Below are 25,496 nucleotides of genomic sequence, written 5' to 3' on the forward strand. Positions count from 1 at the left end.
CACTTTAGGACTCAAATATGACAGTTGTGTTTCACTTCGTTGAAGCCTGTATGACAGATGATAGTTTTCTGTTTTTGCCTCGCACAACACCATTGTCCCTATCATATCGTTTACCAGACACTTTCCGAACATTCATAGCTGCTGATATAGAACACTTTTTAGCCCATGAAAAAGCTAATAAATTCAGTTGCATAATGCGAAATCGATGTTTACAAAAAAGACGAGTATTTCGTCTTTAATTCATACATTAAACGAATTAAAATCGCCCGTATTATAAGAATAATAAACGATTGCTATTTCACAGAAGAGGACTCTAAATGCGCCAGTTACTAAACGGCTTATCCATTAAACTGCAGGTCGTCGTGCCTGTAGTATTCACATTATTACTACTCATTGTCGGAATTACTTTTAGCACTTCCAGTTTAAAACAGGCGTTCAGCCAGGTGATGGTATCTACCGAAAACGTTGTAGAACACAAAGATGAACTGACCAAAATCATCGATAACACCTATGGAATGCGTATCAAGGCGATTTACAGCCTTTTTAGAGCCGAAGACGTTGCTCAGCTACACACCACTTTGCTTGAGAACCAAAACGATAGCTTGCGTAGACTCGACTCATTACGCACCGTACCAGGGCTTCAACGCGAAGTAGCGCAAATGGAACAAGCGATTGAAGGTTACGTTAGCTATTCCGTTAACACTATGATTCCATTATTGAAGAGTAAACATCAGCAATCATCCATCTCGAACGATTTTCAAGCCGAGTACGATCAAGCCTCAACCATCTATCGTGACAAAGGCAAGCTGATGGTAAACGCAATTGAGGTTCTTTCTGCCAAACTGAATCAACTCGCGTTAGAAGATGTAAAGCAGAATGAACAGGTTCACTCTGGAGTACTGACGAACTCCGTACTCGGCTTAAGCATCGTATTACTGTGCGCGTTGGCAATCAGTTGGTTATTGGCCGGAATTATTGTCAATCCGATCACCAAGCTGCAAAAAGCGATGCAAGAACTGGCACAAGGTAACTTAAAGGTTTCAGTCACCGAAGAGGGCAACAACGAAATCACGGCGCTTTCGAGAGACTTCAATTCCACCGTAGTGCAGCTAAAAACTACTGTCGACTCATTAGTTCGAATCAGTGTCGACGTAGCGTCTGCGTCTACTGAACTGGCGGCTGTGATGACCCAATCAAGTGCCAACTCGGACCAAGAGAAAAACGAAGTCGAACAAGTAGCTTCGGCAATCAATCAGATGGAAGGAACGGCTGCTGAGGTCACGCAAAATGCGAATCTCGCCGATCAAGCTTCCTCAAATGCGGACAAACTCGCACGCGAAAGCTTAGCTACCTTCGAACAAAACACTCGTGACAGCGAAAAAATGGCGCATCAACTCACTCAGGCTGCAACTGTTGTTAGCTCGCTAAAAGAGCAGTCTGAACAGATAGGTAAGGTCATTGAAGTTATTCAAAGTATTTCTGAGCAAACCAACCTACTTGCGCTAAACGCAGCGATTGAAGCCGCACGAGCGGGCGAAAGTGGTCGTGGTTTTGCTGTAGTGGCTGATGAAGTACGCATGCTGGCAGCAAGAACGCAAGACTCGACCAAAGAAATTCAAACCATTATTGAAGAACTGCAGCAACAATCTGGCAGTGCTAATGACAGCATGAATTCCAGCTTAGATATGTTGTCTAAAAACCAACAGCAAGCAGAAAAAGTCAGCCAAGCTTTGAGTGATATTAGTGGTTCTATTTCCGAGCTGACGACACTCAATGCTCAAGTGGCGGTCGCTTCTGAAGAACAAGGGCAAGTTACGTCTGACATTAACAAAAATCTAGGTAACATTTATGAGCTCGTTAGCCAAAATGTCACTGGTATTACTCAATCAGCCGCAGCGAGTCACGAATTATCTAACTTAGCAGAAAATCAAAAGCAACAGCTTGGTTTTTTTAAGGTGTAAAAGTTCCCAACAGAAAAGAGGCTCACGATGAGCCTCTCTTATTATGTTGACCAGCTTGCCGCCCACTAAAGGGACAAATAATCAATAAATTCTGTTAGTTCGTTTTACCAAACACATATTTATCAATCATCGACACCATCTTGCCAATTTCAGGTTTAGTGATGGTGTCATTGGCACCCAGTGCAAGTGCTTTAGCCCGGTTATCTTCACTCATTAAAGAAGAGAACATAACAATAGGCATGGTGGCGTATGCATCGCTATCACGTAGACGTTTTACTAAATGCATCCCATCCATACGTGGCATCTCTACATCTGTTACCACACCATCAATCAGCTCACTGACGGGCAAGCCTTCTTCTTTGGCGACTTCAATCAGTCCCATCAGTTTTTCATGCGCTTCACCACCATCTTTACATGAAATGATGTTGTACCCTGCAGAACTCAGCGTGTCTTGGATCAGAGAGCGGATAAATGCCGAATCGTCCACAACCATAATGGTTTTTGCATTGCGTTTGGTTACCATTCGTTGGTTAAGGTCAACACTACGGTCAACCGTCACATCGTATTTTTCCATACTAAGCTCTGGGTTGATGTCGGCGATGATCTTTTCAAAATCGAGAATCATAATTAAATTGCCGTCTTTACGCACAACAGCAACCACACAGTCTTGTTCGCCCGCTTCCAAAAACTGGCTAGGCGATTCAACATCATTCCACGAGATCCTATGAATTCGGCTGATACTGTCAATTAAGAAACCGTTGGTCATATTGTTAAAGTCGGTGACGATAACAAACTTTTTCTCTAGATCTCTCGCCGTTGGCACACCCAGCCACCCGGCAAGGTCAACCAAGGGTGTTAGGATGTCTCGCGATGAAAAGACGCCGACCATGTGAGGTTGAGCATTTGGGTAATCCGTTGTCTCAGGTACTTGGATAACCTCTCTCACTTTGGCGACGTTAATACCGTAATAGCACGTCTTCTTGCTGCCGTTGGGCAGTTCTTTCACCAGATGAAACTCTATAATTTCAAGTTCATTGGTACCACTTTCTGTTAAAATCGTACTGGTTGATCCGCTCATAGTCTTATTTTCTTAATTTGATCACTCTAACTTATCGTCATCAATTACAAATTCTTTTGCTCTTTGTATCTATATTCCCATGATTTGTAAATCAAATGCGCGAACTCCGTTCAAAGTTCTCCGCTCACACCTCAAAACCAATGACCATGTAATCAATAGCCGTTGTGAACGACAGAGTATCTCAACGCCGTAATCAACATGCTTCTTCATGATCTCCCACTCGTCCGCATCCAATTTTCCGGGTTTCTGAAGTATCGAATCAGGAACGGCAACCTTGCCGACATCATGCAAAGGAGAGGCATGTTTAATCATGTTTGCTTCGTGGTCGGATAAACCATATAGCAGGGCAAGACGTTCGCATATTAAAGAGACACGCTGAACGTGCGCCCCAGTCTCACGACTACGCGCTTCGACTGCATTAGCAAGGTTATAAACAAGCTCCTTTGAAGTCTCTTTAAAATCAATAAGTAAGCTAATATTTTCAAACGTTAGACCTATATTTTGCATATAGATTTCGAGAAGCTGGACAGCCAACTCGCTCAGTTCTCGATAAAAATTGACATAGAAATAGCCAGACGATAGCTTAATATCTGGCAATCACTTTTAGCGGGACAGGAATATAATCATCGACTTGTCCACCTTTCAGAAACTTGCTCGCAGTCTCTACACCCAAAGCGCCGATAAGATCTGGCTGTTGCGCTACCGTAGCGGAAAGTTGACCAAGATTTACAGCCTCAATACCTTCATCTGTACCATCAAACCCAACCACAATCACTTCTTTGCCCGACGCTTGTATCGCTCGCACTGCGCCTAGCGCCATTTCATCATTATGGGCAAAAACAGCTTGTACATCGGGGTTAGCTTTTAGCAGGTTGTCCATCACACTTTCGCCCTTATCACGCTCAAAACCTGCTGACTTACTCGCCAGCAGCTTCATTTCACTCCCTTTCACTGCATGCATAAAGCCTTCACCACGCTCACGAGCGGCTGACGTACCAACAATGCCTTCAAGTTGAATGACCTTCGCTTTCATGCCGACTTTTTCAACTATATAGTTGCCCGCCATTTCACCGCCAACGATATTATCTGACGCGATATGGCTGACGACCTCACCGCCATTGGCTCCGCGGTCTAAGGTTAGTACCGGAATGTTCAAGCGATTGGCAAGGCGAATTGCATTTACCACCGCATCTGAATTGGTTGGGTTAATGAGGATTGCTTTTACACCACGAACCGTTGTTTCCTTAACATTCGCAAGCTCTTTCTTCGGGTCATTCTCTGAATCCAGCACGATAAGATCATAGCCTAACCGTTTGGCCGTTTCTTCGGCGCCTTTTTTCATCGTCACGAAAAAAGGATTATTGAGTGTGGAAAAAACGATCGCCATTTTATCTTGGGCTTGAGCAGAAACAGAAACGGTTGACGATAGCAGTACAGCATAGATAAAAGTTGCTAATTTTTTCATCTTCTCATCCTTGCTTAAGACGAAATGAGCCAAATCATGGGCTGGCTCTATCATTATGTTTTGTGCCGTGTTTATAACCTATCAGTAAAAACGAGAGAAAGAACGCTACTTTTAGGTGTGTTGGGCAGTATACGGGCATAGATAAGTTTAGGATATTATTCAAAAAAACAGCAATACCTCATCGTCATTATGCGACCTTTAGCAATCTAAATTTGTGGCAGGTTGCCAAGGAGATAAACGTCTTTAAATATAGCGATTGGATGTATGTTGAAGTCAGCCATCGTATTCTTATTAACTTGCTGGTCTCACTTTTTGTGTTCATCTTCGCTATAGTGTGAGGAAAATACTCTTGGAACTAAATATGAAAAAAATTGCTTTTGCCTTCGTTGTACTTACCACTCTGAGTGCATGCCAAAAAGAAGTAGGTACTCAAGCTTGGTGTGATGACTTGGCGACAAAAAAGAAAAGTGAATGGAAGGCTCAAGAAGCGATAGATTATGCCAAGCATTGTTTGCTGCAAGATGCGATAGGCAGTGAAGCTTGGTGCAATGACTTGGAAGAAAAACCCAAAGGAGACTGGAGTACAAACGATGCAACCAGCTATGCCAAGCATTGTGTATTTTAATTGACCGTTGTAAAACAAAGGTCAGATGGAAGTCTGACCTTTGTTTGCTATACCCTTTCTTCTAACGCTACATTATTGTTTGCCCAGAGCAAGGCTTGTAAGCGGTTCTTAGCATTGATTTTTTTAAAGATATTATGCAAGTGAGTTTTGACCGTATTTTCGCTGACAAATAACTCTTCAGCTATCTCCATATTTGAAGCTCCGTGACCGAGCAAACGCATGATTTCTTTTTCGCGCTTAGTTAAGTTTGTATACGTTTGAGAAGTCGTCACCACGTCTGCACAGCGGAAATGTTCGATATAATCTTGAGCAACTTTGCGTGACAGCCACATCTCATCGTTCATGATCTTTTCCATCCCTTTGAGCAGTATAGATACTTCGTCATCAACATAAAACACGCCGACTAAGTTACGCCATTTGAACAAGTAACTTGAAGGGGCTTCGTCAGGGCAGTTAAACACTATCTCTTTCACTGAATGGGTACATTCCCCTTTAGCTTGGTTGTACGCTTCAAATTTGTTGTCATCAAGATAATGGTAGTCAATAAGGACGAGATTACCCAACTGAGCGCCCCCTTGTTCTAATCCATCAGAAGTAACCATCGCCACATGTAGCGATAAGCCTCTCTCCAACGAGTCTTTTAACAGCCTTGACTGCATGGTTAGATCAGAAATAAGGGTAATTTTATAGTGCTCATCATTATTCATCATAACAATACCTAATTGACATTTAATAACTCAAACTATAGTTTAGCGCAAAATAGTCAACTTTGTATCTCAAGCAATTTTTCAACATTTAACATAACGTCCTTTAGTTTCAAAGAATTACTCTGACATTCTTATTTATGAGAAGCGGGTGGATTGAATATGCGCAATAGGAATACACCAGCACTTCGCACCAAAAGAATGATCACTAAGCAAACGAGAATGATGACACCATTGGAACCGCCACCGCTCTCCCCTTCAGATGTCACAACCGCTACACCAGACGCATTAGTCGCTAAGGTTCGCACGCCATTAACTGTCGTCACATAGGCCTTCGGCGTTTCCACTCCACTTAACACCCGTGCTATCCATGACTGATAATCATAGATGTCAGTAAACACAGACGTGACATTAACGCTGGCGTCACCGCACGTTGAAGGGCCAAAACTCGTTATACCAATTTGAATATATTGTGTGCCGTTATACCAGTAGACAGGGCCACCAGAGTCCCCCTGACAAGTGGCATTGCGATAGCCCGCATTTATCGCACCGCTAAAACATAGCTGGCTAGAGGTTATTTTACTTCCATACTCCGCTTGGCAGGTTGCTGTATCCACATACGTCAGTGTCGCTTCGAGTAAATTGGTGCCCCCTGAGACATTACCGGCAATTAAGCCATGACCAATTGCTTTATAAAGATCGCTAGAAGAAAACGTATTGTTTATCGAGGTATTGAGCAAAGATGAGTAGTTAGACACGGCAAGGGGGGTTTCAAGTTTGATAATCGCAATATCATTGGGCCAATATTCACTAGCGGAATCGACATAGTTGTCAGGATAATAAAACTCGATCGCCCTTTCTTGCTGGTTAGAGAGAAAGTTACTTTCATCGTCCAATTGAGGAGTGACGACGGTGTAAAGCATTGTGTCCTCATCGCCATATATGCAGTGCGCTGCGGTAAGAACATAGCGAGAATTGATCATGGTCGCGCCACAATAGGAAGACGAGCTGTAGACGCTATCAGTACGATAGAAAAGGCTGGCAAATGAAGGGTAATCGACAATGTTGGCGTCTGTGCCATTGACAACGTAAGGCGTAACGTCAATGGCATAACTCAATCGACTACACATCAGAAGACAAATTAGCAGCGCCGACACTCTCATGCTTTTTCCTATCTCTTAATCACTTAATAAGTTTAGATTACCGTAAATAAAACGAGGCTATTTACGTTGAAAATGATGTTCCAGCATATAGGCACAGGAAACAATCGTTTAAGCCTCATAGAGTGAAAAAAGCCTCTATACGAGAGGCTTAGCAAATATATGTAAACTAACCATTAGCCACGATAATATCTTTGCGGCACAAATGGCATTTTTTCTACTGTCATCGGTAATTTTTTACCACGGACATCAGCAAACAGCTCTGTGCCAATCGCCGCAAGATCGGCTCGAACATACGCCATTGATACCGGCTTTCCTGCATTCGGGCCTGCTGTGCCACTTGTCACGATGCCGACTTTGTTATCTTCAGCGTCAAACAGCTCAGTACCTTCACGCACGGGGGCTTTGGTTTGACCGACTAAACCAATACGCTTACGAGTTACATCTTTGGTCTCAATTTGATTAAGGATAATATCTGCACCAGGGAAACCACCTTGACGTTCACCACCGATACGGCGAACTTTTTGAATGCCCCACAATAGGCTTGCTTCCACTGGTGTGGTGGTCGTATCTAAGTCATGGCCGTATAGACACAAACCACACTCAAGACGCAATGAGTCTCGGGCACCTAAACCAATCCATTCTACTTCGTCTTCTGCAGTGAGCTTTTTAGCCAGCTCCTCAGCATGACTGTTTGGTACCGAGATTTCGTAACCATCTTCACCGGTATAACCGCTACGGCTAACAATGCACTCGACGCCCAAAATATCGAGCTTCTTAACATCCATAAACAGCATATCCGCAACTTCAGCATTAAAACGCTTCAGTACATCAACCGCTTTAGGACCTTGGAGAGCCAACAACGCGCGATCATCGATCACTTCCAGTTCGACACCCGAAGGCAGGTGCGCTTCGAGGTGGTTGATATCTTGCTCTTTACAAGCCGCATTAACGACGACAAACAAGTGATCACCTAGGTTTGCCACCATGAGGTCATCCATAATACCGCCATCGTCATTGGTAAAGAAAGCGTAGCGCTGATTGCCCTGTGCTAGGTCAATAATGTCTACTGGAACTAATGACTCAAGAAACTCTGCCGCACCGTCACCATGTAAACGTAATTGCCCCATATGGGATACATCGAATAACCCTGCTGCGTCACGGGTATGCAAATGCTCTTTCTTTACACCGAGTTTGTACTGAACAGGCATATCGTAGCCAGCGAAAGGAACCATCTTAGCACCAGCTTCAATGTGAAGTGCGTGCAAAGGGGTTTTGAGTAGTTCTTGAGTCATTATTGTCTCCGTTTAATCAGGTACGCTTTCCTTACAAGGAAACCTTGTTTCCAATAATAAACACGAGCGTAGACATTTTGCACTCTTAAGATGATGACAAGCATTCAAAATGTGACATTTAACATCATATTCACATCAAAAGAGATAAATCAAAAACGCCATTCTGGATAAAACATATCCAAAATGGCGTTATTACATACCAACACAATCAAATAGCAAACGGTTGCATTCACTATAGGAAATTTACACCTAAATTACATTACTTAGCCGTAACCCAAAGAATGTGCGCATCTTGCTCACTGGTTGAGATCAACATATGTCCCATATTGGCATCGTAGTACACACTGTCACCTTCACTGAGTTCAACCGGTTCATAGAACTCCGAGTAGAACATCACGGTGCCAGATAAGATCAAAAGAAACTCTTCACCATCGTGTCGTACCCAATCCCCATACTCTTCAAAGCTACGCGCATGCACTTGGCTTTTAAACGGCATCATCTTTTTATTCGATAACTGTGTGGCTAACAGCTCATGCTCATAAGTCGGTGTTGGGTGAGGCTTTCCTTGGTTGGCTTTAGTGATATCCCGACGGCCAGTAGCAACTTTTTTCCTAGGTGGCTCAAAGAGTTGAGGCATATCAATCTGTAAACCAACAGCGAGTTTTTGCATCGCTTGGAACGTTGGCGAGATCTGTTCGTTCTCTATTTTACTTAATGTAGAGCGCGCCAATCCAGTGCGCTGACTCGCCTCTTCTAGTGTGATCCCAAGCTTGCCACGAATCTCTTTTATTCGCTGCCCAAGTTTTAATGGCTCAATGTTCTCATCAATGGACTCTTTTGCCAGAGTCAAAGATGGATACTCATCATAAATGTCTTCGGGCATGCTTCCCTCTTTTTTTTCGCCGACTTCCTGTTCATTTTTATTGTGCACGAAGCAGCTAGTGGAAGAAAGGCTAGTTCAAGAAATAAACCGTGCTCTTGTTAACAAAAACAGAAACCTTGTTTCCAATAGGAAATTTTTGGTTGATTGTTTATCTGACAACCGCTATGTTACCAACTTGTTAGTTGTAGAGATGTTTTTTCCGGACTTTGTGTCGAACAGTTTCAACACTCTGTTTCGGTTTCCCCGCCATTTCGGGGTTGAAAAATCACCCTGCTCTTACATAGAGAAGAGTAGTAATAGAAGTAGAACCAACGAGAACCAATAACGTGAACCTATAGCTCGTTGGCACGAATGGAAGGTCATCTACCATGAACAAACCGTTTCAAAATCACAGCCTAGAGAACTTTTTCTCGACTAATCTTGCTGCTACCGACGACGCCGTCTTCGCTGGAATCCAAGCGGAATTCACGCGCCAAAACGAACAAATTGAACTTATTGCTTCTGAAAACATTGTTTCTAAGGCAGTAATGCAAGCACAAGGCACCTGCCTGACTAACAAATACGCAGAAGGTTACCCTGGTCGTCGTTATTATGGTGGCTGTGAGCACGTAGACACAGTAGAAGCGATTGCGATTGAGCGCGCTAAACAGCTGTTTAAGTGTGAATACGTCAATGTTCAGCCTCATTCTGGCGCACAGGCCAACGGCGCGGTGAAATTGGCTCTACTTCAACCGGGTGACACCATCTTAGGTATGTCTCTTGACGCAGGCGGTCACTTAACACACGGCGCTCGCCCAGCCTTATCTGGTAAATGGTTTAATGCTGTTCAGTACGGCGTAGACCGCGAAACACTTGAGATCGACTACGACGCAGTGCGCGAACTCGCCGTAGAGCACAAACCAAAAATGATCATCGCAGGTGGTAGTGCTATTCCACGTACGATTGATTTTGCTAAATTCCGCGAGATTGCAGACGAAGTGGATGCCATTCTAATGGTCGACATGGCGCACATCGCTGGTCTTATTGCGACTGACGCGCACCCAAGCCCTCTGCCACATGCGCATGTGGTGACAACAACGACACATAAAACATTACGTGGCCCACGTGGCGGTATGATTTTAACCAACCACGAAGACATTATTAAGAAGATCAATTCAGCGGTCTTTCCTGGGCTACAAGGCGGTCCATTAATGCACGTAATCGCGGCTAAAGCTGTCGCATTTGGCGAAGCATTGGGCCCTGAATTTTCTACATATATTGATTCAGTGATCAACAACGCAAAAGTTCTCGCTGAAGTATTGCAAACTCGCGGTTGTGACATTGTGACTGGCGGAACAGATACGCACCTAATGCTGGTTGACCTTCGCCCTAAAGGTTTGAAAGGTAACAAGACCGAAGAAGCATTGGAACGTGCAGGGATCACATGTAACAAAAATGGCATCCCATTCGATTCAGAGAAGCCTATGATTACATCGGGCATCCGTTTGGGTACGCCTGCGGGTACAAGCCGCGGCTTTGGCGCTGAAGAATTCAAACTCATCGGTAATTGGATTGGCGATGTTCTCGACGGGTTGGTTGATAACCCTGAAGGTAACGCAGAGGTCGAACAACGTGTTCGTAAAGAAGTAAAAGCTCTGTGTGCTCGCTTCCCACTTTACCAATAAACAAATTAATCAAAGTTATTTTTTGGAGATTAAGCAATGGACAAAACACTGAAGTTTGCAGATAGCCACGAGTGGGTACGTGACAACGGTGACGGCACAGTAACTATCGGTATTTCAGAACACGCTCAGGAAATGCTTGGCGACGTAGTATTCGTTGACCTACCTGAAGTTGAAGATGAAATTGAAGCAGGCGATAGCTTTTCTCTGGTTGAGTCTGTAAAAGCAGCTTCAGATATCTACGCACCAATCTCGGGTGAAATCGTGGAAATCAACGAAGAATTAGAAGACAGCCCAGAGCTTATTAACGAAGAACCTTATGAAGGCGGCTGGATTGTTAAAGTGAAGATGTCAGACGCATCTGAACTCGACAACCTAAAAGACGCAGAAGAATACCTAAACTCAATCGAAGACGAGTAAATAGGAAAACGCAGGAAGCTGCCCCCGATTAGGGTGGCAGCTTTTTTTCTAAGTTCGGGCGTATAAATAGACATATCAGTAATGATACCCGTTACCCGAACACGGAGTAGGTAAAGGACAATGACTGAATTACTTCAAAGCCTCAGCACACAAAATGAGTTCGTTGCTCGCCACAACGGCCCAAACAAATCAGACCAACAAAAAATGTTGGACGCGATCAATGCCATAAGCCTTGACGCACTTATCGAAGAAACGGTGCCCGCTCAGATCCGTCTCGAAAAACCGATGACACTCGCCGAAGCGAAAAGCGAAGCAGACATGCTGCTTGCAATGAAAGAGTTTGCCAACCAAAACCAAGTAAAGCGCACTTTCATCGGTCAGGGTTACTACAACACGTTCACGCCAAACGTTATTCTACGTAACGTACTTGAAAACCCAGGTTGGTACACAGCATACACACCATACCAGCCAGAGATCTCTCAGGGTCGTTTAGAGTCTCTGCTTAACTTCCAGCAGATGGTGATGGACCTTACGGCAATGGACATTGCTAACGCCTCACTGCTTGACGAAGCAACTGCAGCCGCTGAAGCAATGACGCTTTGTAAGCGTGCGGGTAAGAGCAAGAGTAACGTATTCTTTGTCGCAGACGACGTACATCCACAGACACTAGAAGTGGTGAAAACTCGCGCGAAGTACATCGGCTTTGAGGTTCAAGTTGGTTCTCTAGAATCTCTTCCAGAGCAAGACGTGTTCGGTGCTCTGGTTCAATACCCTGGTACAACAGGTGAAGTCCGCGATCTCACCGAGATCATCGCCAAAGCACAAGCAAACAAAACACTGGTTACCGTTGCGACGGATCTACTTGCTTCAGCACTGCTGAAACCAGCAGGTGAAATGGGCGCAGATGTTGTTATCGGCAGCGCGCAGCGTTTCGGCGTACCAATGGGTTACGGTGGCCCTCACGCAGCATTTATGGCAACGCGTGATAAGCACAAACGCACCATGCCGGGCCGTATTATCGGTGTCTCTATCGACACTAACGGTAATAAAGCACTACGTATGGCTATGCAAACTCGTGAGCAGCACATCCGCCGCGAGAAAGCAACGTCAAACATCTGTACCGCTCAAGCACTACTTGCCAACATGGCCTCTTTCTACGCGGTATACCACGGTGCAGAAGGTCTACGTACTATTGCTCGTCGTACTCACCATATGACCGCTATCCTAGCAGCAGGTCTGACAAAATCGGGCTTCGAACTCGCGCACAACAGCTTCTTTGATACCATCACGATTAACTCTGGTGAACAAACTGACGCGCTTTATGCCAAAGCCGCAGCAGCAGATCTAAACTTGCGTAAACTAAACGGCAAGTTAGGTATTAGTTTTGATGAAACGACAACAACAGCAGACGTAGAAGCGCTATTCGCCGTATTCGGTATTAAAGAAGATATCGCAGCGCTATCAACAGAAATTGCCAGCAACGAATTTGCCGCTATCCCAGAAGCACTTCGTCGTACATCAAAGTACCTGACTCACCCTGTGTTCAACACGCATCACAGTGAAACGCAGATGATGCGTTACCTAAAACAGCTTGAAAACAAAGACTTCTCGCTAACGCACGGTATGATTCCACTCGGCAGCTGTACCATGAAGTTAAACGCAGCAGCAGAGATGATCCCGGTGACTTGGCCAGAGTTTGGTTCTATTCACCCGTTCGCACCGGCAGATCAAGCGGCTGGCTACGCAGCTCTTGCAAAAGATCTTAAAGAAAAACTTTGTGAGATCACAGGCTACGATGCATTCTCGCTTCAGCCTAACTCGGGTGCATCAGGTGAATACGCAGGTCTTATCGCTATTCAACGCTACCACGAAAGCCGTGGTGAAGGTCACCGTAATGTGTGTCTGATACCTAGCTCGGCGCACGGCACTAACCCTGCAACTGCATCGATGGTTTCAATGAAAGTGGTAGTGGTTAAGTGTGACAACGAAGGCAACATCGACATTAGCGATTTAGCGGATAAGATTGAAAAACACAAAGAAAATCTATCGAGCATTATGATCACCTACCCTTCTACCCATGGCGTATACGAAGAACAAGTGAAAGAAGTATGCGAGATGGTTCATGCGGCTGGCGGTCAGGTATATCTAGACGGTGCTAACATGAACGCGCAGGTTGGCTTAACCTCTCCGGGCTTTATTGGTTCTGACGTTTCTCACCTGAACTTGCACAAAACCTTCTGTATCCCTCACGGCGGCGGCGGCCCGGGTATGGGCCCTATCGGTGTGAAATCGCACCTAGCCCCATTCCTACCAGGCCACATCGAAAACGGTGTTGAAGGTGATGACTACGCAGTATCAGCGGCCGATCTTGGTAGCGCATCAATTCTGCCAATCTCGTGGGCTTATATCGCGATGATGGGCGAAGCTGGCCTAACAGACGCAACCAAAGTCGCTATTTTGAACGCAAACTACGTGATGGAGCGCTTACGTCCTCACTACCCTGTTCTTTACCGGGGCACCAACGGCCGCGTGGCTCACGAATGTATTATCGATATTCGTCCACTGAAAGAAGAAACAGGCATTAGTGAAGAAGACATCGCTAAGCGCTTGATGGACTATGGTTTCCACGCACCAACCATGTCTTTCCCGGTTGCAGGAACATTGATGGTCGAGCCAACAGAATCTGAAGATTTGGAAGAGTTGGATCGATTCTGTGAAGCGATGATTGCCATCCGTGAAGAGATGACAAAAGTGAAAAATGGCGAATGGCCACTAGAGAATAACCCGCTAGTAAACGCGCCACACACGCAAGTCGATCTATCAAAGGATGAGTGGGATCGCCCATACTCACGTGAGCTAGGTTGCTTCCCATCACCTGCAACTAAGTCTTGGAAATACTGGCCAACAGTAAACCGCGTAGACAACGTTTATGGTGACCGTAACCTAATATGTTCTTGCCCAAGTATCGACAACTACGAAGATTAAATCTTTGTTCTACCGATAATTAGGATACAAAAAGCGAACCAATTGGTTCGCTTTTTTATTTCATTCTAACTTTGATTTAGTTACTACAGTAAATAGCTTAGAACTTTGATGGCTTGTTCTAGACAGCTATTATGTCTCATCTATCATTCATGTTTCATACATATTAATAGTAAAACTTTCTAAGCACTAACGAATACTTGAAATTAACTACGCTGCGTTGTCGCTAGGTTTGTCTGATTGGTCATTTCTTTTTTTATTAAACCAACTAAACATTCCCGCGTTAGATGCTGCGCTTAATCCTTCATGCATGGGGCTATTGTGATCAGCGCCATCAATTAATCGTAGAGGCGGAGCACCAAAAGCCAAAATGGTACGCTCAAAAACAGCCTGGCTAACTTCATCTTCATAGAGTTTAGATTCTTCTTGAAAGCCTGTATATGCACGGGCTACTGAAGCTTTATACGAGTAATCTTCAGACAACTTGAAGCATTTATTGATTTGGGAGGTTGCTACCCACGCAAACCACAGAGGGCCACCTAGTGACAGAGCAGATAGCATGGTTTTTATCAGTATCCTAGAATCGGACACTTTATCGTTCTCCAATAATGCAGATAACTGCACAGCATGACTGTATCCAAATGAAGCACCAAATAATAAAACAATGATCAAACCAATAACCCAGTAACTCATAGTCTGCTTGAGTTCTTGTGCCTTTTTCTCAAAGGCTGCTGACAACCCTTCAGCGGTAGCTAGCATGCGCGCATTTCTGCATTGCTTCACTAATAGTGCAGCGTCCTCATGACATTGAGTTATCGACTTTAGATGCTCAAGCATTTCTTTCTGATCACTTTCCAGTTTACCCGCTGTTTTCATAGAACTGTCATGGAGTTGAGTGAGTTCATCTTTTCTCATCTCAAGATCATGCAAGGTGTTCGGCAGACTTTTAAGCTCCTCATGCGCCTTATTTATGAGAGTCACTTTTTCTTCAACATCTAGTGCACTTGAGTTGATGTGTTCGATTCGAGTCCGCGTACTTCTTATATCGGTCGCTAAGCCAGATATATCGCTATAGGCTTCTGAGTGTTCTTCAACCAAATCATTGACCTTTGTACGCAGTTCAATCAACTCTGATTTTTCTATATTCAGTTCAACACTATCACTCCAATGTTTAAGAGAGTTAGATATTGCTGTTACTCCGTGAATAATATTGGTTGCACTCTTGTTTGCTTGCGGAAGTGTGTGGGATACAAAATGTTTCAGCATAAGATCTAGTTGCTCTATGTACTCTGTTCTATTCACTAAGCCACCCAGTACACCTGAGTCTGAAAATGAGTTGGTTACCAGTTCTCTTGCTACTAAAATAGAATCACCCAGTGTCGTACTTGTAACGGCTGGCATATTCCATTGACGCGCATTTAAGTAATGTTGATCTGTATAGTTTGTAGTTACAGAGGAAAAATGATTTTCAATTTGATCGAGCTGAGTATTGATTGAATCAACTAACGGTTTTATATCACTCATAATTGTTTTTCTTTGTAATCACTGTGATTTAGAACTATAGCTGTGTTTAAAACCCGTTTAAAAACGTTTAATTCAAAAGAAAGCCCCAGCTCACGACATGACGAGGACTTTGCATCCCACATACCTCAAAACCGCTTACGAAACTCTCGTGGTGTTAATCCGACAATATTGATGAACGCTTTTCGACATGCGCTGATATCTTCGTAGCCCACTTGATTGGCAATGAGCTCAAAAGAGTGTGAGGTGCTTTCTAAACAATCACACGCATTCTGCACTCTAAGCCTTTGAAGGTACTGGTTAGGATTGTGTCCAGTTGCTTTTTGAAAGCGCCTTTGTAATGTGCGCTCGGTGAGGCTGACTTGATTCGCTAACTGCGTGACCCACACTGTGTTGTCCAAAAGCGCAGAAAAGTATCAGCTTTCTATTGTTGAAGATTGTTGTACCGCAACTGATGAGATGATTCACAAGATAGCGCTGAACGCGGTCTCGGTTCGAGTTCCAACCATCACGTCTGAACAGGCGTTATAGAAAGCTGCAACGGAATACTCACTGGGATTAGCACCCGGTGAGTTTTCGCGTTAATCAAGGTTGCACGGTTCATTGATGATCCCACATGACGTCACATTGGTCTTCAATGGCCGACTTTAGCATTTCCATCAATGGCATGGCTCTGTGGCCAATCGAAACCACAGGCTCCGATTGCTCGTCGTCATCGATGTCATGCTGTTCACTCTTTTCAACCTGAGCGGCTTTAGACAGTGAAGCGCTTAGTTTATCTAACGCTACAGGTATATCGGGGGCAAGAATCGCTCCGGGTACTGAGCCACTGTGACCCATCATTTTAATTAGACTAAGGGCAACATCACCGAACATGGTGATACTGGCGTGGCAAGGGCTACGAAAAATAATCAACATTATCTACTCCAGATGATCTAAGTCGCGGTTATTGTCCCTATAGTAAATCATTTGCTCAGCTCTAGCTCGTTGATGGAGATCCACTGACTGTTTTTAGTTTAGAGGTCGTCGTTCCTATCGTAAATCACGAAAAAACGTACCAACTTCTCACTTCCTAATTGATAATGCAGTTAACACGAGACTCCCTAGTTTATGTACTACACTTGACTCAATAAGTTTCTTGAAAAATTTAGCATTTTTTCTCGGCAACGTTTTTAGCGCTCAATAACAAAAGTGACGGCAACCACATCAAGTGCGATGTCACAAAACGGGAAAGTGAAGGTAAGGATAGCAGATGGTGAATAAGAAAATATGGTGGTTGATCCTTCCTCTAATTGTTTCTTTAACACTCTATGCAACCTATAGATATACAGAAAATTCTGCTCAAGCGATTCTTAAGGAAACCGCTTTGACGCTGCAAATTGAAACCGAAGAGAAGGTCAACACGGTTCAGCAAGACATCTTTCAAAATATCCGCGTGATTAAGTTTTTACATTCAACCCCACCCATTTCAGGTATTACGCGCGCCTTGTCGAACAATAATGTCGATGCACTTGATAACACCACATTGGAGCAGTGGAAATCTCGTTTATCGGTAATATTCAAATCTTGGATTGAAAACGATCCGGCCATCAAGCAATTACGCATCATCTCCGTTGAGGATAAAGGTCATGAATTTCTGCGCGTCGACCGAGATGGAGGACGCGTTATTGTCGTTGGAGAATCTCGCCTTCAGGACAAGAGTAATGAACCTTACTATGAACCTTCTGCTAAATTGGGGGCGGGTGAATTGTACGTTAGTTCAGTGAATCTTAATAAAGAGTACGGAAAAATATCTTACCCGTTGCAACCGACTTATCGGATTGCTCTGCCTATTTTCTATGACAATGGTAATCGCTTTGGCTTTATTATCATGAACATAGACAGCACTGAACTCTTCAACGCACTCTACAAAGACAGCAAAACGCTCGACGCTTCATGGATAGTTGACAGCGACGGATATTTTATATCGTCTTCTGATAATGCGTTGGCGTTTACCAGACAGCTTGCTCCCGAGGTAACATTAGAAAGCTCTTACCATATAGAACCAATGAGTCGCTCACACTTAATGACGCTGATCAGCCTCAGCGATCCGCAAGAGCAGTGGTTTGCCCATAAAGTCACCCTCATTACTGGCAACGACATGGAAAGGAAAATGTATGTCTATGGTTTGATTTCTAAGAACAAAATAATGGCAGAGATCAGCCATCGCCGTAGCGAAATTCTTTATCTGGGTTTGTTTGCCGTTTTAGTGATTGCGACAGTACTTGCTTTCTTTTATCGCTCATATTCTTCCAGTTTGAAGTTAAACAAAGCCAACTCGATATTTCAGGCCATCATCAATAGCTCGGTTGATGCCGTTATCTGTGTCTCTCCTTTAGGGCAGGTAAAGACGTGGAATGGTGCCGCATCACACCTGTTTAATGTGCAATCCAATATGGCGCTAAATCGACCGCTTTCCAAACTAATATGGTTTAATAAAGCGAATGTGATGGACAAAATTGAACAGTGTAAAAACGAAAAGACGGTCATCAAGTTCCAAGACAGCGTCACTTTTGGCGAAGAGAGAAAAGTCTATATCGATGTCATCATCTCACCCGTATTTCTGCGGAATATTGAAGAAATTGATTCATATGTAATTTCCGCCCGTGATGTCACCGAAAGTGTTGAAGCGCAGGACAAATTAAAACAATACAATGCCGAGCTTGAAAAAGAGGTCGATAAACGCACTGAAGAGATAAGACAACACAGTGAAGCTCTCGAAGAAGCCCACGGTAAGGCATTAGAAGCCAGTCAAGCTAAAAGTAATTTTATCTCTACTATCAGCCACGAGATGCGCACCCCACTTAATGGCATGGTCGGCACTCTCAGTTTGGTAAGAAATGGCCCTCTCAACCCAGAACAACAGCGCTACTTAGCCATGGCCGAAAGCTCGGTTGGCACCTTAGCCTTGTTGATTAACGACATTTTAGACTTGTCGAAAATCGAATCAGGAAAGTTAGAAGTCCACTATCAGCCGTTCTCGCCTCGCGACGTGATTGAAACTATGGTGCAGTCCAATGCCGTCAAAGCGTACGAAAAAGGCTTAGACGTCATTTTAGATACCACACAAGTCCACTACCAATCCGTGCTCAGCGACCCCAACCGACTCAAGCAAGTTCTCAATAATTTGATGAACAATGCAATTAAGTTTACGCAACAAGGGATGATAAAAGTCATTGCCTCAACAGAAGTGATTGAGGATAAGTTCGTGCGCTTGAATGTTGGCGTGATAGACAGTGGCATAGGTATCGCCGCAGAAAATCAACATCGTCTGTTCCAACCTTTCTCTCAAGAAGGGCCAGAGACCTCGGCCAAGTTTGGTGGTACAGGGCTTGGTCTGTCTATCTGTCGCCAGTTATGTGAGTTAATGAATGGGCACATCGATTTTGAATCAAAGCAAGGCATCGGAAGCCATTTCTATTTTTACATCGATATCGATGTCGCGGATTGTGAGCTTATGAGCAGTGAGCATGAGTTGCAAGGATCGACCATTGGCATTGCCATCTCAGACAACGCTTTATCAGAGGTGATAGAGAGGGCGTTAGACAATTGGGGAGCGAACCATCAAGCGGTATCTGAGCCTGTCGACAACTGGGTCGCGCAGTTAGACTCCATTATTACAGAGAAACACTCGCCTTATTATCAATCCATCGTTGATGCGGCAGCCGCAGACAATACCAAGGCAGACCTACAAGTCATTGAGTTAAATGCTTCGAGCGTCATGCCGCCTTATTTGGTTGCCGGCAACCCAAATATAGTTATAGTTTCTAAGCCTTTGCTTAGCACCGATTTGTTAACCGCACTGAGTGGTAAATTTAATACCGTTAAAGAGAGCGTCAGCCACACGAAACAGAGATTGTTAGAAGCCGATTTATCCGCCCTGCATATTTTGGTCGTCGATGACAATCAGATAAATCAGGAAGTCGCCAAAGGTTTCTTAGTTCCGCTCGGTGCCAAGGTAGAATGTGCTGAGAACGGTCAAGAGGCGTTGGGCTGTATAGAGCAGGCTGAACGTGATGGCAACACATTTGATTGTATATTGATGGACTGCCAGATGCCGATTATGAATGGATACGAATGTTCGCAAACGTTACGGCTTAACTCCAAGTTTAACGGTGGCCCTGATATCCCAATCATCGCAATGACCGCTAATGCTTTTTCTGGCGAAGAAGAGAAGTGTCTCGCTCACGGAATGAACGACTACATTACTAAGCCTGTCGACTCGACACTACTGATTGAAAAAATTCTGCGCTGGACACTAAACCGTCGTCATACTGCACCGACTCAACCGTTAACGAGAACAGAAAGCAAACCACTGCCAGACAACTATTCCGGTTGGAACAAAGACGTCGCACTGAAGCGTTTGGGCGGAAACCAAGCACTGTTTACGAAAATTGTCTCTATTTTCCAGCAAGATGCAGCCAAAGATATTGAGTTGTTACACAAAGCGATCAACGCGCGCGAAGTCGACGAAATTGCCCACTGGTCGCATAAGCTCAAAGGGCTGTGCGGTGACATCGGTGCTGAAGAGTTGCTCACCCTAATGGCTATGCTCGAAGACGAAGTACGTCGGACTGAAAGCGTAAACTTTGAACGGGTTGAGCAAGTGTTTGAGCGATGCAGCCAAGAATACACTCACTTGATGGCTGCCATTGAACAAACGCAGCAACAATCCATCGCTTCTTAGTGGATTGCTGACCAAAAGTGGCGGCTATTCGTTGACGAGTCAAACATCCAAGGTTTGCTTAATTTGACTCTTTAACCAGCTTCTCAATTTGCTGTAGCGCTCAGTTTGGGCAAACTCGGCTTTGCATACAATCCAATAACTGGCGTCTATTTTGACCGCCGGACCAATCTTAGTTAAGAAGCCTGACTGCCTGATGCTTTGGCAGGTCAATACACTCACGAAGATATCCAGCTCGCATTGGGACTCGACAAACAAGATTTATGTTTAGAAGTACCCATTACCCGCGTCAATACGGGAAATAGCTTTTTAATCATTAAAGTAGCTAATGGAGAGGCGCTGAGTAAAATCATCCCCAACCAAGGACTTATCAACACGATCAGCGATGATCTCGACTTGATTGGCTTCTATGTCTACACCACAGATAAAAGTGCCACCCTCTACCACGCGACAACCCGCATGTTTGCTCCACGTTATGGTATTGAAGAAGAATCCGCGACAGGCATGGCAGCTGGTCCACTCGCATGTTTCTTGTATCAGTATGAAGGCCTATCTGACACCAGTATTAGTATTGAGCAAGGCGCTTATATGACCCCAAAATCAGCCAGCTTAATCAACATTGATTTAGAAACACAGGGGTCAGAGATCACCCGTTTAATGGCCGGCGGCTATGGAAGTTTAGTAAAAACCATCGAGCTTGCTGTGTGAATAAATAGAGAAAAACAGCAAGTATTTATGATTCGCGCGTGATTACAGTTTTCGCGTCAGATCTCGGGCGAAGAGGTATCACTAATTGGAATGACTAAAACGCACAACAAACGTATTGTTTTCATCGCTGCGTGGCATTAGCTCTAAGCTGGCGTTATGCAGCGTTGCTATGTCTCTACAGATTGCCATTCCTAGCCCTGCACCATCGCCTCGATCAGATTGCCCGCGGTAAAACGCTTCAAATAATCGCTCACGAGTAACGGGAGCAATATCAGGGCCGTTGTCAGAAACTTGAACCTCAATTACGCTATTTTTCTCATGTAAAACGACACGGATTGCACTGCCTGATCCAGAATATCGGATTGCATTGTCGATCAAGTTTCTAAACAAAACTTCCAGCAGCGCACTGTCACCAAGAAACTTACTGCAGCGGCCTTCTAAGCAAATGTCTTGATTCTGCTTTAATGCCAAAGGAGCCAAGTCGCCAATCACGCGTTGGAGTAAAACATTGAGATCAACCGAATCAATCGCGCGCTCAGAAGTTGTCTCCACCTTGGCTAAAGTTAACAGCTGTTGGATTAGCCGATCAGTACGTTCAATTCCGAGCAAAATATTATGCAAGTCTTGCTGTTTTTGCTCTGGCTCATCAGTAGCAAGCGCATTTTCAACGTTAAGCCTCAAGATGGTGAGCGGCGTTTTTAACTCGTGTGCGGCAGCGCGTGTAAAACGCTTTTCTCGCTCCCAAGCGAGCTCAAGCTCTTCCAGCAATGTATTGAGGGCATCAACCAGAGGCGCAAGCTCAACAGTATGATCTTTGACATGAATTCGGTCTAGATGATGGGCGTTTCGCAGCGCGATGGCTGTGCGCAATTGATCAATTGGCCTGAGGTATTTGGCAATTAACCACAATAAAACCGCTAACAGTGCGGGCAATAGAAACATCTGTTCAATCGAGGTAGCGAGTGCAATTTCGTTAATGATTTCCTGACGAATCGCATGTTTTTCCGCCACCACAACGTACTCACTTATTCCTTGCTCGTTGATAAAGGTAAGTTGAAACGTGCGCCACGCTTCCCCTTTTACATCAACGTCAGTGAAACCGCTGTCCTGGGCGGATTTCGACAAAGCTGGTAAGTCGTCTATCGAGCTCCATAACAGTTCTCCACTACTAAAAAATTGAAACACCAAGTTTTGCTCATAAGGGTGACCATAGACGGTGCCTTCATCATCATTGGCAGCCAGTTGACGAATGTTATCCATCCAAGCATCAAATTGATGCCGATGGTCAATGATGTCGTTTTGATTTTTAGAGAGTGATACGGCCAATAGTAGCAGTTTGGCCGACTGTCCTAGACGAGCATCATACACTTCTTCTACTTCATGCTTGGCGGATTGAAAGCTAAAGTAGAGCGAAATCATCAGTAGCACACTGACGAGAATGGTCACTGAGAGTGTTAACTGGCGCTTTATTGAGTAAGGCGCTTTACGTTCGAAATTCTCACTTTTCAAGGATGTACCCTACGCCACGAATGTTTTTGATCGCAACATCTGGCACCTTTTTGCGTAAATTATGGATGTGCACTTCTATCGCGTTGTCACTTGAGCCTTCATCCCAACCATGCAGTGATTGTTGCAATTGCTCTTTGCTCTGAACACGACCCGCATTCGTCATCAAACTGGCTAAGATTTTAAACTCATTGCGCGTAAGCTTAAGAGGAGAATCAGCAAAACGGATACTCTGCTCGGAAAGAGAAAGACTCAATGACCCAATCACGATGTTTTCATCCGCACTGCCCGATTGACGACGAATTAACACCCGAAGCCGCGCTAACAACTCTTCGAGTGCAAAAGGTTTACCCAGATAGTCGTCAGCTCCGCCATCCAAGCCCTGAACTCGATCACGAATATCATCACGCGCGGTTAAAATCATCACTGGCAACTCAAACCCTTCACGACGAATGGCTCGCAAGACCTGCAAGCCATCAATGTCCGGAAGCGTCAGGTCAAGGATCACAGCGGTAAACGCCTCTGTTTTGAGCGCGGTCGTCACTCCGGCGCCTTTTTCTAGCCAATCTACCGTATACCCATGTCGGCTTAGCGACGTTACCATCGACTGCCCTAACAGGGCATCATCTTCTACCAGTAATAAACGCATGAATTATCTAAGTCTCGCCATTGTTATCTCTATCTCTTTCTTCCGGCCTTCATCCGCTAACTGGCGATTGGCTCTTGGTGCGGCTTGTAGGGCTTTGGTTAAGTAAGCTTTCGCCTCTTTTTTTCGCCCATCCTGCGCGAGGAAGTCCCCATAAAAGTAGTTAGGATCGATACCTTTAGGATTGATCTCTAACGCTTTTTTTAACATTTGTTCGGCTTTTTTGTCATCTCCAAAGCCAATTGGCCATCCCGGAACCTTATAATACAAGGAACCTAGACTGGTGTATGCCGAACCATTCAAAGTATTTGGCGCACTCTCTATCACTTGCTCCAACAAAGCTTTAGCCTCTTTTGCCAGTGATAACGCGCCTAGTCCACCTTTTGCGCCTGCCAGTGACGCTTTATTGATCGCCAACCAAACCGTTAGTTCAGGATCGCTTGGGCTCTGTTTAAGATACTGAACGTTTTTATTGATCGCCGCTTCAAGGCATTGCTGCTGCTCGTCTTCACCGCCACTATTGTACTGACACAGTGCCCACTCTTTTTGCACTGTTTGCAGTTGCAACTCGTTGGCATTGGCAAGCGATGAACTCAATATGGCTATCCCTAGCGAGATAGTTAAGACTCGTTTCATACTCATTTTTCTTCCCTTACTAAGGACTTATACGATTAACGTATTGATGAATGGTTTCTTTCTGCTTATTGATAGCGGACGAAACCACGCCGGGTAAAATTTGATTCACACGCGCAAAGAGCTTTTCCGGCCAACCAATCCATTTAGCACTGATCTCTTTTTCCAACATGGTCTGCACATGCTGTGCGACACATTGCGGTGAATCCGTTGCGTTGCCCAATTTTTGATTCATTTGCGTCACCGCACTGCTGTTCAGCGCCGTGTCGGTAGCCCTAGGGGCAAGGTAAAGTACGCGAATACCACTGCCGCTGAGTTCTCGGTCGAGAGATTCTGAAAATCGATGCAACCCCGCCTTGGCGGCGCAATACGAGGTATAGCCTGGATAGCCAATAGAGCCAAAGGTTGAGCCTATGTTTAATATTACGCCCGGTTGGGAGAGCGAACCGATCAATGTTTGACAAACCATTATTGGCGCAAGCAGATTGAGGCTGATTTCTTGCTCGATTTGTTGTGGCGATTTACTGTTCAGTAACGCGAATTCATTGCAGCCTGCGCTGTTAATCACAGCATTGATTCTAACGCGTTCGACAATCGCACGTTTGGCGTATTCGTTGATGGCGGCAATGCCAAGCGGCGAAGTGATATCCGCGACTAAGATCTGATGCTGCTGACTGTGTTCAAGTGATGCTTTCAACGATTGCAAAACATCTTCGCTGCGCCCCACTAACGTGAGCCTCGCCCCTGCTTGAGCGAGCTGAGTTGCTATCGCGCGTCCTATCCCACCCGACGCACCCGTCAGCATAATATGGCTGTGTTCAATTTTCATCTTTCACCTCATGCCGCTTGTTGGGTGGTTTGCACAGGTAAAGCACGCAGCATCTGCCCATATAAGTCAAACACCATGTTAGCTGAGTCAATAATCACCTGCTGATCCCTTGGGTCAGTGATCTTATTCATCAACTGCTCAAAGAACTGCAAATGTGATTGATCTAAGACGCTATGGGAGACGAGATAAGTCATCGCTTCTGCCGGCAGTTCTAAACGCGTCTGGATGATTTGCGCCATTTGTCCACCGATACCCACGCTGGTACCTTCAAGCACCCAAACCATACCAAACAGCGCTAAAGGGTTTTGACGGTCGATGTTGTGATAGAGATAAGCCACCATAAGCTCAATAGCTTGTCCAACACATCCTTGACCAATGTTATTGCGCACCTGCTCGGCATCAGCGCCGCAAGCTTTGATATCATTAAGAATCCACTCTTGGTGACCTTTCTCTTCCTCAATGTATTCGGCCAGTGCTTCTCGTACCCACTCATACTCAGCAGATAACCGACCACCACAGGCCATCAATAGCGGCACGGTATGTTTAACGTGGTGGTAAGCCTGAGTAAGAAACGCAACATACATTTCTTTATCAATGTTTCCGCGCTGAACTTCTGCAATCACAGGGGCATTGAGCATCGCCTGCTGAGCCTTGGCCGTATGGTGTTGTAGCTGACTAAAAAAAGTGTTCATATTC

General features: G+C 44.8%; 21 protein-coding genes and 3 pseudogenes. 8 read left to right on the plus strand and 16 right to left on the minus strand.

The annotated features are described in order from the left end of the window. The first annotated feature begins 317 nt into the window (after positions 1-317). A complete protein-coding gene (locus TW81_RS11680) occupies positions 318-1,961 on the plus strand; it encodes a methyl-accepting chemotaxis protein (RefSeq protein WP_045955886.1) in 1,644 nt (547 codons plus the stop codon). Positions 1,962-2,055: 94 nt separating this feature from the next. On the opposite strand, the gene TW81_RS11685 is transcribed toward TW81_RS11680, so the two are convergent. The 3 genes and pseudogenes from TW81_RS11685 to rbsB all read right to left on the minus strand — a co-directional run bounded on the left by TW81_RS11685 (position 2,056) and on the right by rbsB (position 4,504). After that, positions 2,056-3,039 carry a chemotaxis protein gene (locus TW81_RS11685; RefSeq protein ID WP_045955887.1) on the minus strand — a complete coding sequence of 328 codons (984 nt, stop codon included), beginning with the start codon at positions 3,037-3,039 and terminating at the stop codon, positions 2,056-2,058. Between the two features lie 147 nt (positions 3,040-3,186). Then, positions 3,187-3,603, minus strand: a pseudogene (locus TW81_RS11690) (HD-GYP domain-containing protein); the annotation flags it as partial. A 19-nt stretch (positions 3,604-3,622) separates the two neighbouring features. Beyond that, the gene (gene rbsB, locus TW81_RS11695; protein WP_045955889.1) at positions 3,623-4,504 is read right to left on the minus strand and encodes a ribose ABC transporter substrate-binding protein RbsB; all 882 of its coding nucleotides are present in this window, start codon (positions 4,502-4,504) and stop codon (positions 3,623-3,625) included. A gap of 361 nt (positions 4,505-4,865) precedes the next feature. Between rbsB and TW81_RS11700 the strand changes: the two genes are divergently transcribed. Then, on the plus strand, positions 4,866-5,129 hold the full coding sequence (locus TW81_RS11700) for a DUF3012 domain-containing protein (RefSeq protein ID WP_045955890.1): 264 nt from the start codon (positions 4,866-4,868) through the stop codon (positions 5,127-5,129). 47 nt (positions 5,130-5,176) lie between these two features. Here TW81_RS11700 and TW81_RS11705 read toward each other — a convergent pair whose 3' ends face one another. The 4 genes from TW81_RS11705 to TW81_RS11720 form a co-directional block, all read right to left on the minus strand. After that, a complete protein-coding gene (locus TW81_RS11705) occupies positions 5,177-5,836 on the minus strand; it encodes a LuxR C-terminal-related transcriptional regulator (RefSeq protein ID WP_045956038.1) in 660 nt (219 codons plus the stop codon). A 131-nt stretch (positions 5,837-5,967) separates the two neighbouring features. Beyond that, positions 5,968-6,996, minus strand: a complete 1,029-nt coding sequence (locus tag TW81_RS11710; RefSeq protein ID WP_045955891.1) for a S1 family peptidase — start codon at positions 6,994-6,996, stop codon at positions 5,968-5,970. 173 nt (positions 6,997-7,169) lie between these two features. Then, complete coding sequence (gene gcvT, locus TW81_RS11715) at positions 7,170-8,288, minus strand: glycine cleavage system aminomethyltransferase GcvT (protein WP_045955892.1); 1,119 nt, start codon at positions 8,286-8,288, stop codon at positions 7,170-7,172. A gap of 259 nt (positions 8,289-8,547) precedes the next feature. After that, on the minus strand, positions 8,548-9,171 hold the full coding sequence (locus TW81_RS11720) for a helix-turn-helix domain-containing protein (protein WP_045955893.1): 624 nt from the start codon (positions 9,169-9,171) through the stop codon (positions 8,548-8,550). 368 nt (positions 9,172-9,539) lie between these two features. Between TW81_RS11720 and TW81_RS11725 the strand changes: the two genes are divergently transcribed. The 3 genes from TW81_RS11725 (at position 9,540) to gcvP (ending at position 14,237) form a co-directional block, all read left to right on the plus strand. Then, on the plus strand, positions 9,540-10,835 hold the full coding sequence (locus TW81_RS11725; RefSeq protein WP_045955894.1) for a serine hydroxymethyltransferase: 1,296 nt from the start codon (positions 9,540-9,542) through the stop codon (positions 10,833-10,835). 36 nt (positions 10,836-10,871) lie between these two features. Next, positions 10,872-11,252, plus strand: coding sequence for a glycine cleavage system protein GcvH (gene gcvH, locus TW81_RS11730; RefSeq protein ID WP_045955895.1), 381 nt, complete (start codon positions 10,872-10,874; stop codon positions 11,250-11,252). A 120-nt stretch (positions 11,253-11,372) separates the two neighbouring features. Further along, positions 11,373-14,237: an aminomethyl-transferring glycine dehydrogenase gene (gene gcvP, locus TW81_RS11735; protein ID WP_045955896.1), complete on the plus strand. Its 2,865-nt coding sequence runs from the start codon at positions 11,373-11,375 to the stop codon at positions 14,235-14,237. Positions 14,238-14,444: 207 nt separating this feature from the next. Here the strand turns inward: gcvP and TW81_RS11740 are convergent, their stop codons facing one another. Both TW81_RS11740 and TW81_RS11745 read right to left on the minus strand, forming a co-directional pair. Further along, positions 14,445-15,758 carry a hypothetical protein gene (locus tag TW81_RS11740; protein ID WP_045955897.1) on the minus strand — a complete coding sequence of 438 codons (1,314 nt, stop codon included), beginning with the start codon at positions 15,756-15,758 and terminating at the stop codon, positions 14,445-14,447. Between the two features lie 125 nt (positions 15,759-15,883). Continuing rightward, positions 15,884-16,138 (minus strand): annotated as a pseudogene (locus tag TW81_RS11745) (helix-turn-helix domain-containing protein); the annotation flags it as partial. Between TW81_RS11745 and TW81_RS19565 the strand changes: the two are divergent. Then, positions 16,128-16,286: pseudogene (locus TW81_RS19565) on the plus strand (cysteine hydrolase); the annotation flags it as partial. The pseudogenes TW81_RS11745 and TW81_RS19565 overlap by 11 nt on opposite strands. Positions 16,287-16,355: 69 nt before the next feature. On the opposite strand, the gene TW81_RS11750 reads toward TW81_RS19565, so the two are convergent. Next, positions 16,356-16,673, minus strand: coding sequence for a DUF1840 domain-containing protein (locus TW81_RS11750; RefSeq protein WP_045955899.1), 318 nt, complete (start codon positions 16,671-16,673; stop codon positions 16,356-16,358). A gap of 254 nt (positions 16,674-16,927) precedes the next feature. Next, a complete protein-coding gene (locus tag TW81_RS19620; protein WP_275041439.1) occupies positions 16,928-17,062 on the minus strand; it encodes a hypothetical protein in 135 nt (44 codons plus the stop codon). A 59-nt stretch (positions 17,063-17,121) separates the two neighbouring features. Here TW81_RS19620 and TW81_RS11755 point away from each other — a divergent pair, with 59 nt between their 5' ends. Continuing rightward, positions 17,122-20,481 (plus strand): ATP-binding protein, encoded by a 3,360-nt coding sequence (locus tag TW81_RS11755; protein WP_162197056.1) that lies wholly within the window; start codon positions 17,122-17,124, stop codon positions 20,479-20,481. A 198-nt stretch (positions 20,482-20,679) separates the two neighbouring features. After that, positions 20,680-21,186: a PhzF family phenazine biosynthesis protein gene (locus TW81_RS11760; RefSeq protein ID WP_052706199.1), complete on the plus strand. Its 507-nt coding sequence runs from the start codon at positions 20,680-20,682 to the stop codon at positions 21,184-21,186. Between the two features lie 81 nt (positions 21,187-21,267). Here the strand turns inward: TW81_RS11760 and TW81_RS11765 are convergent, their stop codons facing one another. From TW81_RS11765 to TW81_RS11785, 5 genes are read right to left on the minus strand one after another with little or no spacing between them, the layout of a single operon-like run. After that, the gene (locus TW81_RS11765; RefSeq protein WP_045955901.1) at positions 21,268-22,695 is read right to left on the minus strand and encodes an ATP-binding protein; all 1,428 of its coding nucleotides are present in this window, start codon (positions 22,693-22,695) and stop codon (positions 21,268-21,270) included. Beyond that, positions 22,685-23,341, minus strand: coding sequence for a response regulator (locus TW81_RS11770; RefSeq protein ID WP_045955902.1), 657 nt, complete (start codon positions 23,339-23,341; stop codon positions 22,685-22,687). Before TW81_RS11770 ends, TW81_RS11765 begins: the two co-directional genes overlap by 11 nt. A gap of 3 nt (positions 23,342-23,344) precedes the next feature. After that, positions 23,345-23,980, minus strand: a complete 636-nt coding sequence (locus TW81_RS11775; protein ID WP_045955903.1) for a tetratricopeptide repeat protein — start codon at positions 23,978-23,980, stop codon at positions 23,345-23,347. A 13-nt stretch (positions 23,981-23,993) separates the two neighbouring features. Beyond that, positions 23,994-24,800, minus strand: a complete 807-nt coding sequence (locus TW81_RS11780; protein ID WP_045955904.1) for an SDR family oxidoreductase — start codon at positions 24,798-24,800, stop codon at positions 23,994-23,996. Positions 24,801-24,808: 8 nt separating this feature from the next. Continuing rightward, positions 24,809-25,492 carry an iron-containing redox enzyme family protein gene (locus tag TW81_RS11785; protein ID WP_045955905.1) on the minus strand — a complete coding sequence of 228 codons (684 nt, stop codon included), beginning with the start codon at positions 25,490-25,492 and terminating at the stop codon, positions 24,809-24,811. Positions 25,493-25,496: the final 4 nt, after the last annotated feature.

The sequence above is a fragment of the Vibrio galatheae genome (assembly GCF_000967545.1).
Lineage (GTDB): Bacteria > Pseudomonadota > Gammaproteobacteria > Enterobacterales > Vibrionaceae > Vibrio > Vibrio galatheae.